Below are 15,664 nucleotides of genomic sequence, written 5' to 3' on the forward strand. Positions count from 1 at the left end.
TATAAATTAGAGTAAAGCAAAGAGTACCAATTATGATAGGCCCTAACAAATTTATACATAATTCTTTAAAAGTGAAATTTCTATCACTCTTACTTACTTTTTCCCATTTAAATACTTTCATAATATTTTTATGCTCGGAACCCCAAATAATGTACCGAATACTCCATAAGGGTCTTCACTCAGTGCTTTATTAAAGCCTATTAATAATGAATAGACTACTACCTGATAAAATACTTTTTAAATGGCCTTGGTTTTCTTCAACGATAGCCCGGCGAGCATAAGCTGACATGTAGCACCCTCCTTGAGTTATATTTTAATCCGTTATTGAATAGTCTAATTAATTAAGAATATTTAGCCAATAAAAAAGCGAGTTATAAAACTCGCTTTAAATATTTAATAAGTAATGGTCATTACTATTTTTTAACTGGGCGTTTCCAACCATCTAAATTGCGTTGCTTGCCACGTGCCACGGCTAGCTGATCATCCGCGACGGTATTGGTGATCACAGAACCTGCACCTACAGTTGCTGTAGCACCAATATTTACAGGAGCAACCAGTGACGAGTTAGAGCCTATAAATGCATTATCGCCAATAATGGTTTTCGCTTTATTCACACCATCGTAGTTACAGGTAATCGTGCCTGCGCCAATATTCACTTTCTCGCCAATTTCAGCATCACCTAAGTAACTTAAGTGGTTTGCTTTAGAGCCTTTACCTAAACGGGTTTTTTTCATTTCGACAAAGTTGCCAATGTGAGAGTCTTCTTCCATTATTGCACCTGGGCGAAGGCGGGCGTATGGACCGAGTGTACATTTAGCCGCAACTGATGCATCTTCAATCAATGTATTGGCTTTAATAACAACATTATCGCCGATGCTGCAGTTTTTAAGTACGCAGTTAGGGCCAATTTGTACGTTATTACCTAAGGTTACTGTACCTTCAAAAATAACGTTGATATCGATGAGGACGTCTTCACCTGTTTTAATGTCGCCACGTACATCTATGCGTGCAGGGTCGGCAAGAGTTGCACCATTTAGCATCAGCTCTTCTGCTTGCCATGCTTGATAAGCACGCTCAAGGCCTGCAAGTTGTACACGGTTATTTGCACCTTCAACTTCCATTGGATGATCAGGCTGTGCTGATGTAATTTCTACACCTTCACTGTGCGCCATTGCAACTATATCTGTGAGGTAGTATTCGCCTTGAGCATTATTGTTAGATAGGTTACCTAACCATGTTTTTAAAAGCTTACCATTAACCGCCATAATGCCGGTGTTTACTTCGTTAATAAGTAACTGCTCAGCATTGGCATCTTTTTGCTCAACAATCCCCACTAACTTACCATCAACACGTAGCATGCGCCCGTAGCCATTTGGATTTGCTAAATTAACGGTTAATACTGCTAAACCATTTTTAGGTGTCGCTGCTAATAAGCGCTCAAGTGTAGATTGCTTAGTTAAAGGTACGTCACCGTATAAAACCAGTACAGTGTCGTCGTCGTTAATATGAGGGTTTGCTTGTGCCACTGCGTGGCCTGTGCCTAGTTGCTCAGCTTGTAGCACCCAGTTTACGTTATTATCGGCTAATTGTTGTTGTAATAGTTCGCCGCCATGACCATAAACTAAGTTAGTCGATATAGCACCTAGCGCATTGGCATTATCGATAACGTGTTGCACCATAGGTTTACCTGCCACTTTATGCAGTACCTTAGGCAGAGCAGAGCGCATACGAGTACCTTTACCCGCTGCAAGAATTACTGTTGTTAGAGCCATTAAAACAATTTCCTTTTTCCGTTGTTTTAGCTTGATAGAATAAGTGTGCTGCAAAGTAGATTACGTAAGTCACATCATGTGCAAATACTCAGTAGGCTAAGCAATGACTACTGAATCTTAACTTAAGCAAAGTAACACCTAATAGAATAGGGTTATTGTAACGAGGATCTTGCGTAGATATAAGTAATAATGAAGAGATATTAGCCATAACGATTAATTTATTTACAAATAGCCACGGGATTTATCATCAAGCACAAAAAAGCCCACATAAAGTGGGCTTTTAAAAACCAGATAGGCTTACTTTTTACGTAATTGCTGAATAATGCGTAGCTGAGCAATTGCTTCAGCTAGTTGCATTGCTGCTTGATTGTAATCAAGTTCAGCAGATGCGCCTTTTGCCATTTGGGCTTCAGCGTCACGCTTAGCTTGCTCTGCAGCTTTTTCGTCTAGGTCTTCACCACGAACAGCTGTATCAGCAAGTACGGTCACTATGTTCGGTTGAACTTCTAGTGTACCGCCAGCAATATAGATGAGTTCTTCTTCACCAAATTGCTTAACTAAACGTACCATACCAGGTTTAAGGGCAGTTAGTAGTGGGGCGTGACCGGCGTTAACACCTAACTCACCTTCACTACCAGATACTTGAATAGATTCTACTAAACCAGAAAATAATTTCTCTTCAGCACTTACTACATCAAGATGTACAGTCATAGCTGCCATACTACCCTCCTAATTACATGCTTTTGGCTTTTTCTTGAGCTTCTTCGATAGAGCCAACCATGTAGAACGCTTGCTCTGGCATATCATCAAACTCACCGTTTAAGATACCTTTGAAGCCTGCAATTGTGTCTTTAAGTGAAACGTATTTACCTGGCGCACCTGTAAATACCTCTGCCACGAAGAATGGCTGAGATAGGAAACGCTGGATTTTACGTGCACGAGATACAAGTTGCTTATCTTCGTCAGAAAGCTCGTCCATACCTAGAATCGCGATGATGTCTTTAAGCTCTTTGTAACGCTGAAGAACTGTTTGAACGCCGCGCGCTATACCGTAGTGCTCTTCACCGATTACTTGTGGATCAAGCTGACGTGAAGATGAATCAAGAGGGTCTACCGCTGGGTAGATACCTAGTGATGCGATATCACGTGAAAGTACCACTGTTGCATCTAAGTGAGCAAACGTTGTTGCTGGAGATGGATCCGTTAAATCATCCGCAGGTACGTATACCGCTTGGATTGAAGTAATTGAACCAGTCTTAGTAGATGCGATACGCTCTTGAAGTACACCCATTTCTTCAGCAAGTGTAGGCTGGTAACCTACCGCTGATGGCATACGACCAAGAAGTGCTGATACTTCTGTACCCGCAAGTGTGTAACGGTAGATGTTATCTACGAAGAAAAGTACGTCGCGACCTTCGTCACGGAACTTCTCAGCCATAGTAAGACCTGTTAACGCTACGCGTAAACGGTTACCCGGTGGCTCGTTCATCTGACCGTATACAAGCGATACTTTATCAAGTACGTTTGAATCGTTCATTTCATGGTAGAAATCGTTACCCTCACGAGTACGCTCACCAACACCTGCGAATACTGAGTAGCCGCTGTGCTCGATTGCGATGTTACGGATAAGTTCCATCATGTTTACGGTTTTACCAACACCGGCACCACCGAATAAACCAACTTTACCACCTTTAGCGAATGGACATACAAGGTCGATTACCTTGATACCCGTTTCTAAAAGTTCTACTGAGCTTGATTGCTCTTCGTAAGTAGGTGCTGCACGGTGGATAGACATACGCTCGTCTTCACCGATTGGACCTGCTTCATCAATTGGCTCACCAAGTACGTTCATGATACGACCTAGGGTCTTAGTACCAACTGGAACTTGAATTGCTTCGCCTGTGTTTGCTACTGCAGCACCACGACGTAAACCGTCTGTAGTACCTAGTGCGATAGTACGTACCACACCGCCACCTAGCTGCTGTTGAACTTCTAAAGTCAAACCAGCTAAATCGCCATCTGTTACTTTTAGCGCGTCATATACGGCTGGCACGCTGTCTTGTGGAAATTCGATATCCACAACGGCGCCGATAATTTGGACGACCTTACCTAAACTCATGTCTATTCCTCTCGTTAATCTTTGCCTGAAGCATTAAACTGCTGCTGAACCAGAACAAATCTCACTAATTTCTTGTGTGATTGCTGCTTGGCGAGCTTTGTTATATACAAGCTGTAACTCATCCATAAGGTCACCGGCATTATCAGTTGCAGCTTTCATTGCAACCATGCGGGCAGCCTGTTCAGAGGCAGCGTTTTCAACTACACCTTGGTATACCTGAGACTCAATGAAACGTACTAACAAAGACTCTAAAATAGCCTCTGGGTTTGGTTCATATAAGTAATCCCACGCATGTGTAGATACTTCTTCTTCAGCTTTTGGCAAAGGGAGTAACTGATCTACTATTGGCTCTTGCTTCATGGTATTAACAAAGTTGTTATATACCAGGAATAAACGGTCAATCTTACCTTCAGAGAATGCATCTAGCATTATTTTTACTGGACCAATTACGTCCTGTACTGAAGGCTTATCTCCAAGACCTGCTTTTTTAGCAAGCACTTGACCACCAAAACGTTGAAAGAAGCCAGCTGCTTTACTACCTAAAGTAGCAAAATCAGCATCTACGCCTTTTTCTTTCCACGCTTTAATCTCTAATGCGACTTTTTTAAACTCGTTTGAGTTTAAACCGCCACACAGACCACGGTCAGTAGAGATAACAATATAACCAACTCGTTTTACTTCACGTTCTTCTAAGAACGGGTGAGTAAAATCAAGATTTGCTTGAGCAACACGACCAATCACTTTACGTAATTTTTCAGCGTATGGACGGCTTGAAGCCACTCGTTCTTGCGCCTTTTTCATTTTAGACGCAGCAACCATTTCCATTGCGCTAGTGATCTTTTGAGTATTTTTAATACTGCCGATCTTGCTTTTAATCTCTTTTCCGCTGGCCATGACTCTCTCTCCGAATCAAGGTGTGCTTTAGGATATAAAGCACACCATTAATAACTAAATTACCAAGTTTGCGTAGACTTGAACTTCTCTAGAAGTTCTTTAAGCTGCGCTTCGATCTCGGCGTTGTAGTTACCAGTTTCATTGATTTGAGCCATAAGCTCTGCGTATGTGCTATTTGCGTAAGAAAGTAAAGCCGCTTCGAAATCCATAATTTTAGCGATTTCGATGTCTTTTAAGTAACCTTTCTCAGCTGCGAATAACGACAAAGACATTTCAGCAACAGACATTGGCGCGTACTGTTTCTGTTTCATTAGCTCTGTTACACGCTCACCATGCTCAAGTTGAGCACGAGTAGCATCATCAAGGTCAGACGCGAACTGCGAGAACGCAGCTAATTCACGGTACTGAGCTAGGGCTAGACGGATACCGCCACCTAGTTTCTTAACGATTTTAGTTTGTGCAGCACCACCAACACGCGATACCGAGATACCAGCATTTACTGCCGGACGGATACCTGAGTTGAATAAGTCAGTTTCTAAGAAGATCTGACCATCGGTGATAGAGATAACGTTTGTCGGTACGAACGCAGAAACGTCGCCGCCTTGAGTTTCAATGATAGGCAATGCCGTCAATGAACCTGTTTTACCTTTCACTTCACCGTTAGTGAATTTTTCAACGTAATCAGTGTTTACACGTGATGCACGCTCTAAAAGACGCGAGTGAAGGTAGAATACGTCACCTGGGTATGCTTCACGGCCTGGTGGACGCTTAAGTAGCAATGAGATTTGACGGTAAGCAACAGCTTGCTTAGATAAATCATCATATACGATTAATGCGTTTTCACCACGGTCACGGAAGTATTCACCCATAGTACAGCCCGAGAACGGTGCTAAGTACTGAAGTGCCGCAGATTCAGAAGCAGATGCTACAACTACGATAGTATTTGCAAGTGCACCGTGCTCTTCTAATTTACGTACTACGTTAGCAATAGTAGATGCTTTTTGACCAACCGCTACGTACACACACTTAACGCCTGTGTCTTTTTGGTTGATGATTGCATCGATTGCTAGTGCAGTTTTACCTGTTTGGCGGTCACCGATAACAAGCTCACGTTGACCACGACCAACTGGAATCATTGCATCGATAGATTTGTAACCAGTTTGCACTGGCTCATCTACTGATTGACGCTCGATTACACCTGGTGCAATTTTTTCTACAGGTTCAAAACCGTCGTTATCTAAAGCGCCTTTACCATCGATAGGAGCACCTAGTGTGTTAACAACACGACCAAGTAGACCCGCACCAACAGGCACTTCTAAGATACGACCAGTTGTGTATACTTTTACGCCTTCAGTAAGGTCAGCGTAAGGACCCATTACTACTGCACCAATTGAGTCGCGCTCAAGGTTTAGTGCGATAGCATAACGGTTGCCAGGAAGCTCAATCATCTCACCTTGCATACAGTCAGCTAGACCGTGGATGCGAATGATACCGTCAGTAACAGATACAATTGTACCTTCGTTACGAGCTTCACTTACAACTTCGAACTTCTCAATACGTTGTTTGATCAGATCTGAAATTTCAGTGGAATTAAGTTGCATGCTCTTTTTCCCAATTACGATTGTAGTGTTGTGGCTAAGCGATTTAATTTACCGCGTAAAGAGCCGTCAATTACAGTGTCACCCGCCTTGATAATAAGGCCGCCAACAACTGTAGCGTCTTCACTACAATTCAGCTTAACTTTGCGTGCGAAACGTTTTTCAAGTGCCGCTACCAATGATTCTTGCTGCGCTGCAGCAAGAGGCGTTGCCGAAATCACGTCAATATCGATTTCTTTGTCATAGTCTGCTTTTAAAGCAGAAAATAAATGAGCAACTTCAGGTAGTGCAATCAAACGTCCATTTTCAGCCATCACCTTAACTAGGTTCTGACCTTGTTCGTTGAGCTGCTCACCACATAAGTTAATAAATAACTCAGCTTGTGCAGTAGCAGTAGGCAATCCAGCTAAAATGGTTGATGCCTGTTCATTGCTGGCAACGTGGCCAGCAAAGAACAACATGTCATTCCAACTTTCAATGGTGCCTTTTTCAACGGCAAGTTCAAAAGCCGCTTTAGCGTATGGGCGAGCGATAGTAGTCAATTCAGACATGCTCATACCCTCCTAATTACAGCTCAGCGACAAGTTTTTCAACGATGTCACTATGTGCGGCTTGATTGATTTCGCGCTCTAAAATTCTTTCTGCGCCAACCACAGCCAGAGTTGCTACTTTCTTACGTAGCTCTTCTGTCACACGGTTACGCTCTGATTCAATTTCAGAGTGCCCTTGAGCAATAATTTTTTCACGCTCTTGCTGACCACGAACAGTTTCTTCGTCAACAATTAGCACGGCACGCTTTTTAGCTTGTTCAATGATATCAGCCGCTTGAGCCTTTGCATCTTTAAGCTGTTCTGCAGCTTTGTGTTGCGCAAGTTCTAAGTCTTTTTCGGCTCTATCAGAGGCAGCTAAACCATCTTCGATTTTCTTCTGGCGAGCTTCAATTGCACCGTTTAGTGGTGGCCATACGTATTTCATACAAAATAATACGAACACCGTAAACGCAATTAATTCACCGATAAGAGTGGCGTTTAAGTTCACAACCGCTCCTCCTTAAATAGTAAGCTGTTCAAAAAATAAAATTAAAGTACGAACAACAATACCATCGCGATACCAACACCAATCATTGCTACAGCATCGATTAGACCAGCAAGGATAAACATTTTAACTTGTAGCGATGGTGCAAGCTCAGGTTGACGCGCACATGCTTCAAGGAATTTACCGCCCATGTTACCAAAACCGATTGCTGTACCGATTGCACCGAAGCCGATAAGTAAAGCTACTGCGATGTACTTAAGACCTAATACTAGTTCCATTTTTTTCTCCAAAGTTTCAATTGTAATTAAAAGTAAAAATTAAAAGTTATAAATTAGTGATTATCCGAACTTGCCATGCTTAGGTATACGATTGTAAGCATCATAAATACGAATGCTTGCAATACAATTACCAAGATATGGAATACAGCCCACACAAAGTGTAACGGTAGTTGCATTAAACCTATTGCACCGATAAGGATGAAGATTAACTCACCTGCATATAAGTTACCGAACAAACGCAGTGCCAGTGAAAACGGCTTAGAAACCAATGCGATAAGCTCTAGTAATAGGTTAAATGGGATTAAAAGAATCTGCATAGCTGTATTGTTTGAACTAAACGGATGAAGTGTTAGTTCTTTAATAAAACCGCCGATACCCTTTATTTTTATTGAGTAACCAATCATTAGAATGAACACGCCCAGCGCAAGTGCTGCTGTCATGTTGATATCTGTAGTTGGTACAATTTTCATGTATACGTCGTGTGAATCCATACCAAACGCAGTTTCGCCAACAAAGCCGGCAAATGCTGGTAGGAAGTCAACTGGGATTAAATCCATTAAGTTCATTAAGAATATCCACACGAATATTGTTAATGCTAATGGTGCAATTAGCTTACTTTTACCGTGGAAGGTATCGCGTACGTTGTCGCCAACGAACTCAACAACCATTTCAATGAAACACTGAAATTTTCCAGGTACACCCAGAGTTGATTTTTTTGCGGCACTACGGAAGATCCATAAAAATATTAGACCTAGTCCGATAGACCATGCGAGGGTATCTACATGCCATGTCCAGAAGCCACTATCCGTACATGCTTTATTGAAGGCAAGACCAGCGTCGGTCGAGCACATCTTAGCATTGGTTAAGTGGTGCTGAATATGGCTAGATAGAGTAACTTCTTCTGCAGCCATGTTATATCCCAAAAGTTAATGTTTAAAAAAAACGGGTGTAAACAATCCTGTAAACAACACCAACACATAAGCACAAAAGAAAGGTAATAAAACTACCGGATAAAGCTTTAGCATTAGTGCAAACAAAACGATTGTTAGCATAAATTTTAATCCGTTGCCGCGTTTCAACGAGGCATACGCTTGATTTGCTCGACTTGCACCCATATATCTGAATGCATAAAGCGCAAATACAAAGTTAGGAAGTACTGCGACAGCGCCACCAGCTAATGCTGAAAGTGCGGCATTGGTTTCCCAACCTATAAAAATTATTAGTGCAGCTAAAAGGGCTACAAATCCCTGAAGGCAAATTAATTTTAATGCGGCAAGCCTATACGGGCCTGCTAACTTATTAGTCACTTTTAATTAACCTTTATGACGCTCTAATTGTCAGGGTATGAAAACTGGCGAAATTATACTTAATCCTGCCAGTTTTGCAACTTGAGTAGGTGCTTTGTAACACAAAATCGCTGTAAATGTCCCTTTTTAGACATCCAATGAATTAATGGTGGGAATAGTCTTGATTGATACGGTTTAAAATACCGTCTAACTCGTCAAGATTAGTGTAAGAAATAACCAACTTCCCTTTGCCTTTTTTGTTGTAATTTATTTCTACTTTTGCCCCAAGGTTATCAGCAAGTTGTTGCTCTAACTGTTTAACATCTGGGTCTTTTTCTATCACTTCTTTTGCTGGAGCAGGCTCTAAAATAGAGCGCACTAGCTTTTCAGTTTCGCGAACGGTCAATGCTTTTGCAACAGCTAAACGGGCAGCATCTGATTGCACTTCACCTTCAAGTGCTAATAAGCAACGAGCGTGACCCATTTCAATGTCACCATGCTCTAACAATATCTTTACATCGTTATTAAGATTATTTAAGCGTAATAAGTTAGTCACGGTCGTACGCGATTTACCAACTGCATCCGCCACTTGTTGATGCGTTAACTCAAACTCATTAAGCAAGCGATTAAGCGCAATCGCTTCTTCCATGGCGTTTAAGTCTTCACGCTGAATATTTTCAATTAGGGCAATAGCAACGGCCGCTTCATCGGGTACATCTTTAATAATACACGGTACAAACTCAAGCTTGGCAATTTGAGCCGCGCGCCAACGACGTTCACCGGCAATAATTTCATAACTGTTATGCGCAACTGGGCGCACAACAATCGGTTGAATTATCCCTTGTGAACGAATTGAACTGGCGAGTTCTTCAAGTGCCTCTTCAGACATGTCTTTACGAGGTTGGTATTTCCCTGAGTGTAAAAACTCGATGGGTAGTTTTTGTAATTCACTGTTGCTAGGCTGTGCCGCATTTTCAACTGCGTTTGTTACATTGGCGCTGTCGTGTTCCTTGCTTTCGCTTGGTGCAGGTTTAGATGAACTTAAAAGTGCATCGAGTCCTCGGCCTAAACCTCGTTTTTTAGCAGACATGTTATTTTTTTACCTCAAAGTTAGGCGACAACGGGAGTTGTTTTTTCTTTTCTGCGTAGCATTTCACCCGCGAGAGCTAAATACGCTTTCGCACCACTTGATGCTCGATCGTAGTACATTGCCGGTGCGCCAAAACTTGGGGCTTCTGCAAGTCGAACATTACGTGGGATCACCGTACGGTATACTTTATCGCCAAAATGTTGTTTTAATTGTTCTGATACATCATTTGCTAATCGATTACGCGGATCGTACATAGTACGAAGTATGCCTTCAATCTGTAAGTTAGGATTAACTAACTTAGCAAGTTGCGTAATCGTGTCCATTAATGCGGTTAATCCTTCCAATGCATAATATTCACATTGCATAGGGACTAAAATAGAATCGGCAGCGGCCATGGCATTAACGGTTAACATATTTAAAGAAGGTGGGCAGTCTATAAAAATAAACTCGTACTGATCCTGAATTTTTTCAAGTGCATTGCGTAAGCGTACTTCTCGCGCAAATAATTCCATCAATTTAACTTCTGCAGCGGTCACATCGCCGTTTGCAGCAATCATATGATACTCGCCTGAGGTTTCTTTAATAATCACCTCATCAATAGGCTTATCTTCTATGAGTAAATCATAGATAGTAGGGACGTCACCATATTTGTCGACGCCACTGCCCATGGTCGCATTGCCTTGCGGATCGAGATCTATTAACAGCACTTTACGTTTCGTTGCAGCCATAGATGCAGCGAGATTAACGGCAGTGGTCGTTTTACCTACTCCGCCTTTTTGATTTGCTAATGCGATGACTTTTGCCACAGTGTCTCTGATCCCTAGTCTTTAGAAAGAATTATTAAATGTCGTTGTGCATCTAAATCGGGTACTTCTAATGCAATTTTTTGCTCAAACTTAACACCAGCAGGGAGTGAGTCTAATTCCTCACTTGGAAATACCCCTTTAAGTGCAATGAACTTACCTGAATGATCGATTAAGTGCGAACACCAGTCAATCATATCTTGTAACGATGCAAATGCACGACTTAGTACGCCATCTAATTTAACACTTGGTTGATATTCTTCAACTCTTGACTGCACAGGGGTCACATTATCAAGGCCAAGCTCATGTTTAACATGCATTAAAAAACGTACACGTTTACCTAAACTATCTAATAATACAAACTGCGTATCGGGTAAGGCAATAGCTAACACTATGCCCGGTAAACCAGGACCTGTGCCAACATCAATATAATGATGACCGGTCAAGTGAGGCGCAACAACTAAGCTATCCATTATATGTTTAACCATCATTTCTTGAGGTAAACGTACTGAGGTTAAATTATAGGCTTTATTCCACTTATCGAGTAATTCGACATAGCGAACAAGTTGTTGCTGTTGTTTTTGTGTTAGCGCAATATCAGTTTGCGCTAACAAAGTTGTTAATTGTTGCTGTAACACAATGTACCTTTACCGTTACGCAGTTTTGCGCAACAAGCCTTGCTTCTTCAGATACACTAATAATAGCGAAATCGCCGCTGGGGTGATACCAGAAATACGCGAAGCTTGACCAATAGTGTCTGGACGAGCATCAATTAGCTTAGCAACAACCTCATTTGATAAACCTGAGACGGTTTTATAATCAAACTCTTTTGGTAAAATTGTTTCTTCATGACGAAGCTGCTTATTGATCTCATCTTGCTGGCGTGCAATGTAACCTGCGTACTTAGTATGAATTTCAACCTGCTCTAAGGCGGCCTTATTGGTAAACTCAGATCCGAGTCCTTCAATGGCCATCAAGTCGTTATAACGCACTTCAGGTCGGCGTAATAATTCTTCTAAGCTGGCTTCACGCACAAGTGGCGTTTTAAGTAATTCATTTACTTGATCAACAACCGCATGATCTTTATGGATCCAGGTGTCTTTAATACGCTGTTTCTCTTTAGCGATCACTTCCATTTTTTCGTTGAATGCTTGCCAACGTTCATCATTAACTAAACCTAATTCACGGCCTTTTTCAGTTAAACGTATATCAGCGTTGTCTTCACGTAGTAACAAACGGTATTCAGCACGGCTAGTAAACATGCGGTATGGTTCTTTTGTACCCAGTGTTGCCAGGTCGTCAATTAGTACGCCAACATAGGCTTCATCACGACGTGGTGTCCACGATTCTTTGCCTTGCACTTGTAATGCCGCATTCATACCTGCGATCAGACCTTGTGCGCCCGCTTCTTCGTAACCGGTCGTACCATTAATCTGACCAGCAAAAAATAAACCATCAATAAATTTAGTTTCTAATGATTGTTTTAAGTCGCGCGGATCAAAAAAGTCATATTCAATAGCGTAGCCAGGACGACAAATATGTGCATTTTCAAATCCGGTGATCGATTGCACAATTTCTAACTGCACATCGAACGGTAAGCTGGTTGAAATACCGTTAGGATATAACTCGTATGACGTTAAGCCTTCTGGCTCTACAAATATCTGATGCTTATCTTTATCAGCAAAACGGACAATTTTATCTTCAATAGACGGACAGTAACGTGGGCCTATTCCTTCGATAACACCTGAGTACATAGGTGAGCGATGTAAGTTTTTGCGAATAACATCATGTGTTTTTTCATTGGTGTAAGTGATGTAACACGGGATTTGTTGTGGGTGGTCACTTTGTTTACCCATAAATGAGAATACCGGTGTTGGTGCATCACCTGGTTGTTCTTGCATTTTAGAAAAATCAACAGTGCGTGCATCAATACGTGGTGGTGTGCCTGTTTTTAAACGATCCACTCTAAATGGAAGTTCGCGTAAACGATCAGCCAATGCAATTGAAGGTGGATCGCCTGCACGGCCACCTTTAAAGTTTTCAAGACCGATATGAATTTGGCCACCTAAGAATGTGCCTACGGTTAGTACTACACTAGGAGCACTGAAACGCAGACCCATTTGGGTAACGACACCTGTTACACGGTTGTTTTCAACGATAAGATCATCACATGATTGTTGAAAAATCTTTAAGTTTTCTTGGTTTTGAAGTGTGTTCTGAATAGCCGCTTTGTACAAAGCACGATCCGCTTGAGCACGAGTAGCTCGTACAGCAGGGCCTTTAGAAGAATTAAGCGTACGGAATTGGATCCCGCCTTTGTCAATAGCCTGAGCCATTGCGCCACCAAGGGCATCAATTTCTTTAACTAAGTGGCCTTTGCCAATGCCACCAATCGCTGGGTTACAAGACATTTGACCAAGGGTATCCATATTGTGAGTCAGCAGCAGGGTATTCATCCCCATACGGGCAGCTGCCAATGCGGCTTCAGTGCCTGCATGTCCACCACCTACTACGATAACGTCAAAATTTTCGTGAAAAATCATTAATGGGATCCTACTTAAATCAAACCAGTAAACTTCAAAAGGGAGCGTATTCTACCTAGAAATTAGCAGAAGATAAATGATTAAACAGTGCTCAAGATCTAAGTAAGTGATCTCTAATAATATAAAGGATCTTTTAAAGAGATCTTTTAATACTATTACTACTACTGATCGGGTTTTCTGTTGATAAGCTTTAGATCATGATTAAAAACATATAATTAGATCGGATCTAAAGGTGTTAGTATGATCGGATCTTCAGGCAAATAAGCTCTGATCAAAACAGGCTGTTATACACAGGCCGATCAAGTCTCGATCTTATCCCATGGATAAGCATGGCTAAAAAAGCAGTTTAATCAGTGTTTATCCACAAAACTTATTAAATTATTAGCAAATTGTGGGTAACTTTATTTATAACTTTTCGCTTGATCTTTCTATTTTAAACCTGTCTGTGCTATCCATGAGTCTAACCAAGCTAAGGCCGTATCTTCGGGCAGTGCTTCATCAAGAATATTAAGCTCTAAACGTTGTGCTACTTTTACAGCGCCTTTTTGGCTTAAAAGAGTATCTACATTACGTCCTGCAAGGTTATAAGTGTCGTAACTAGTATCGCCAAGCGCAATAACCGAATACTTTAAATGCGAAAGATCATCCACTTGCGATACTTGTTCGATAAAACCAATCAGGTTGTCAGGGTAATCACCCGCACCGTAGGTTGATGTACAAACCAACCAAATAGTATTTTGTTGATCTATTTCATTAAATTCAGGTTGATCATGTAGTTGGCTATTAATCCCTTGGTTGTTAAGTGCATCATTTAACTGCTCTGCAACGTATTCGGCGGATCCCATTTGACTACCAACGATAATATTTACTGAACTCATGAATATGGCTGATCACTATTAGTTTTAATTGCTGCCTATGATAGCTCAGTGAGTATAACAGTAAAGTTAAGAGTGTTATTTTGTATAACTATTTTTGTGGTAATTTAAGCCTTGGTATTAATTGCTTTCTTAACTTACTGATTATTAATGATTTAACAAAATATCTTTAAATGTAATCTTCTGATCAAGTTGTTGATAAGGTTGGGGAAAGCTCTGCTTAACTAAAAACAAATATTATTAATAGTTTGCTAAGTTATTGATTTTATATTGAGTGTTAACCACCAGCTAGTACAAATTTATAGATAAAGACGTGTTGATCTTAGTGTGGATACAAAGCATGTTGATAACTTAAAATTGGGATCGAAAATAATTTTAAAAAATGATCTATTTATGCAGATCAGACTAGAAATCCATTTTTATTTTCTAAAAATCGCTATTTAGCTTATTTAAACACAGCATATTTTTACTTTTTATCGCTTTTAACTCATTTTCAAGGCAATAAAACCCCAATTGTGGATAACTGATCTGCAAAAAAATAATTTTCATCAATTTAAACTAAGAAAATAACTATGTTTTGCTGGTGGAGTGGGTGATAAAGCTTACTTTTTAGGTACGTTTTATTTTTATGGTTTGATAATTACCTATGCCCAAGCTTGGAAAGCTAATGTAATAGGTTCTCTTTTAGGGCGAAATAAGCTTAATTTTTTACTATTAATGTAGGTAGTTTATCTGTTGTTTGGTGTGATTATAGGTTTAGCTCATCTGCCTTAAACACATTTTTAAACATGAATGGAGGCTAATATTGGTGCAATTTAGCTGTATCTTTTAGCCTGTTTGGTTTTTAAAGTGAGTTATTAAAATACATTTTGGCGAGTCGATATTAAAAATAGTAGGACATTAAAAAGGGCACCTAAGTGCCCTTAATGATTAAATTATTAGTTAAACTATTTACCGATACAATAAGTAAAAAAGCTAATAAAAACAGTTAGTTTATACATTGTTGGTGGGTCTGTGGTGGCCCACTTTCGCATTAGAAAATATCGTGCAAGTAAACTAAAGGAAAGTAAGCCCGATCACCAAGTTTAATTATCTATAGTTTATAGATGCTTTCTTGTTGAGTGATTCAGCCTTTTTTTTGATGAAATCACTTTCGTTTATATCACCTTTTATCTTGTTACCAAGAAGCCATTGATCAAGCTCTAACCTATCGAAGAAGATCTTTTTACCATTAGGTTTTGCATGAGGAATAATGCCTTCATGGGTTAGTTTATAGATGTAGCTTTTTGCCATACCTGTATAAAGTGCGCATTCGTCAACTGTTAATGCGGCTTTGTTGCATAAGTGACTTTTCAAGATCATCTCTTCAAT

16 protein-coding genes are annotated in these 15,664 nt (G+C 40.6%); all 16 read right to left on the bottom strand.

Annotation, left to right across the window (positions count from 1 at the left end; genetic code table 11):
- Positions 1-413: 413 nt before the first annotated feature.
- Positions 414-1,772, bottom strand: a complete 1,359-nt coding sequence (gene glmU, locus ACTRWE_RS17690; RefSeq protein WP_350607937.1) for a bifunctional UDP-N-acetylglucosamine diphosphorylase/glucosamine-1-phosphate N-acetyltransferase GlmU — start codon at positions 1,770-1,772, stop codon at positions 414-416.
- A gap of 297 nt (positions 1,773-2,069) precedes the next feature.
- Positions 2,070-2,492, bottom strand: coding sequence for a F0F1 ATP synthase subunit epsilon (locus ACTRWE_RS17695; RefSeq protein ID WP_008464176.1), 423 nt, complete (start codon positions 2,490-2,492; stop codon positions 2,070-2,072).
- A gap of 13 nt (positions 2,493-2,505) precedes the next feature.
- Positions 2,506-3,891 carry a F0F1 ATP synthase subunit beta gene (gene atpD / locus ACTRWE_RS17700; protein ID WP_008464175.1) on the bottom strand — a complete coding sequence of 462 codons (1,386 nt, stop codon included), beginning with the start codon at positions 3,889-3,891 and terminating at the stop codon, positions 2,506-2,508.
- Positions 3,892-3,924: 33 nt separating this feature from the next.
- Positions 3,925-4,785 carry a F0F1 ATP synthase subunit gamma gene (gene atpG / locus ACTRWE_RS17705; RefSeq protein ID WP_008464174.1) on the bottom strand — a complete coding sequence of 287 codons (861 nt, stop codon included), beginning with the start codon at positions 4,783-4,785 and terminating at the stop codon, positions 3,925-3,927.
- A gap of 59 nt (positions 4,786-4,844) precedes the next feature.
- Complete coding sequence (gene atpA, locus ACTRWE_RS17710) at positions 4,845-6,386, bottom strand: F0F1 ATP synthase subunit alpha (protein ID WP_013466263.1); 1,542 nt, start codon at positions 6,384-6,386, stop codon at positions 4,845-4,847.
- 14 nt (positions 6,387-6,400) lie between these two features.
- Positions 6,401-6,934 (bottom strand): F0F1 ATP synthase subunit delta, encoded by a 534-nt coding sequence (gene atpH, locus ACTRWE_RS17715; protein WP_016900009.1) that lies wholly within the window; start codon positions 6,932-6,934, stop codon positions 6,401-6,403.
- 16 nt (positions 6,935-6,950) lie between these two features.
- Complete coding sequence (atpF, locus tag ACTRWE_RS17720; protein ID WP_013466265.1) at positions 6,951-7,421, bottom strand: F0F1 ATP synthase subunit B; 471 nt, start codon at positions 7,419-7,421, stop codon at positions 6,951-6,953.
- 41 nt (positions 7,422-7,462) lie between these two features.
- The gene (gene atpE / locus ACTRWE_RS17725) at positions 7,463-7,696 is read right to left on the bottom strand and encodes a F0F1 ATP synthase subunit C (RefSeq protein ID WP_004335261.1); all 234 of its coding nucleotides are present in this window, start codon (positions 7,694-7,696) and stop codon (positions 7,463-7,465) included.
- A gap of 53 nt (positions 7,697-7,749) precedes the next feature.
- On the bottom strand, positions 7,750-8,607 hold the full coding sequence (gene atpB, locus ACTRWE_RS17730; RefSeq protein ID WP_013466266.1) for a F0F1 ATP synthase subunit A: 858 nt from the start codon (positions 8,605-8,607) through the stop codon (positions 7,750-7,752).
- A gap of 15 nt (positions 8,608-8,622) precedes the next feature.
- Positions 8,623-9,003 (bottom strand): ATP synthase subunit I, encoded by a 381-nt coding sequence (locus ACTRWE_RS17735; protein ID WP_013466267.1) that lies wholly within the window; start codon positions 9,001-9,003, stop codon positions 8,623-8,625.
- A gap of 142 nt (positions 9,004-9,145) precedes the next feature.
- Positions 9,146-10,072, bottom strand: coding sequence for a ParB/RepB/Spo0J family partition protein (locus tag ACTRWE_RS17740; protein WP_016900011.1), 927 nt, complete (start codon positions 10,070-10,072; stop codon positions 9,146-9,148).
- A gap of 20 nt (positions 10,073-10,092) precedes the next feature.
- Complete coding sequence (locus tag ACTRWE_RS17745; RefSeq protein WP_008112117.1) at positions 10,093-10,878, bottom strand: ParA family protein; 786 nt, start codon at positions 10,876-10,878, stop codon at positions 10,093-10,095.
- 14 nt (positions 10,879-10,892) lie between these two features.
- Positions 10,893-11,513, bottom strand: coding sequence for a 16S rRNA (guanine(527)-N(7))-methyltransferase RsmG (rsmG, locus tag ACTRWE_RS17750; RefSeq protein WP_008464169.1), 621 nt, complete (start codon positions 11,511-11,513; stop codon positions 10,893-10,895).
- Positions 11,514-11,528: 15 nt separating this feature from the next.
- The gene (gene mnmG, locus ACTRWE_RS17755; protein ID WP_013466270.1) at positions 11,529-13,418 is read right to left on the bottom strand and encodes a tRNA uridine-5-carboxymethylaminomethyl(34) synthesis enzyme MnmG; all 1,890 of its coding nucleotides are present in this window, start codon (positions 13,416-13,418) and stop codon (positions 11,529-11,531) included.
- Between the two features lie 428 nt (positions 13,419-13,846).
- Complete coding sequence (gene mioC / locus ACTRWE_RS17760) at positions 13,847-14,296, bottom strand: FMN-binding protein MioC (protein ID WP_008112109.1); 450 nt, start codon at positions 14,294-14,296, stop codon at positions 13,847-13,849.
- Between the two features lie 1,086 nt (positions 14,297-15,382).
- On the bottom strand, positions 15,383-15,664 hold a 282-nt coding region (locus tag ACTRWE_RS17765), incomplete at its 5' end, for a helix-turn-helix domain-containing protein (protein ID WP_462880414.1).

Source organism: Pseudoalteromonas sp. G5_S1_54_S4, from assembly GCF_054968565.1.

What these genes read in the sequence shown, in the direction of transcription:
- glmU (WP_350607937.1), bottom strand. Translation starts at nt 1,772, where the DNA reads ATGGCTCTAACAACAGTAATTCTTGCAGCGGGTAAAGGTACTCGTATG.
- ACTRWE_RS17695 (WP_008464176.1), bottom strand. Translation starts at nt 2,492, where the DNA reads ATGGCAGCTATGACTGTACATCTTGATGTAGTAAGTGCTGAAGAGAAA.
- atpD (WP_008464175.1), bottom strand. Translation starts at nt 3,891, where the DNA reads ATGAGTTTAGGTAAGGTCGTCCAAATTATCGGCGCCGTTGTGGATATC.
- atpG (WP_008464174.1), bottom strand. Translation starts at nt 4,785, where the DNA reads ATGGCCAGCGGAAAAGAGATTAAAAGCAAGATCGGCAGTATTAAAAAT.
- atpA (WP_013466263.1), bottom strand. Translation starts at nt 6,386, where the DNA reads ATGCAACTTAATTCCACTGAAATTTCAGATCTGATCAAACAACGTATT.
- atpH (WP_016900009.1), bottom strand. Translation starts at nt 6,934, where the DNA reads ATGTCTGAATTGACTACTATCGCTCGCCCATACGCTAAAGCGGCTTTT.
- atpE (WP_004335261.1), bottom strand. Translation starts at nt 7,696, where the DNA reads ATGGAACTAGTATTAGGTCTTAAGTACATCGCAGTAGCTTTACTTATC.
- atpB (WP_013466266.1), bottom strand. Translation starts at nt 8,607, where the DNA reads ATGGCTGCAGAAGAAGTTACTCTATCTAGCCATATTCAGCACCACTTA.
- ACTRWE_RS17740 (WP_016900011.1), bottom strand. Translation starts at nt 10,072, where the DNA reads ATGTCTGCTAAAAAACGAGGTTTAGGCCGAGGACTCGATGCACTTTTA.
- mnmG (WP_013466270.1), bottom strand. Translation starts at nt 13,418, where the DNA reads ATGATTTTTCACGAAAATTTTGACGTTATCGTAGTAGGTGGTGGACAT.
- mioC (WP_008112109.1), bottom strand. Translation starts at nt 14,296, where the DNA reads ATGAGTTCAGTAAATATTATCGTTGGTAGTCAAATGGGATCCGCCGAA.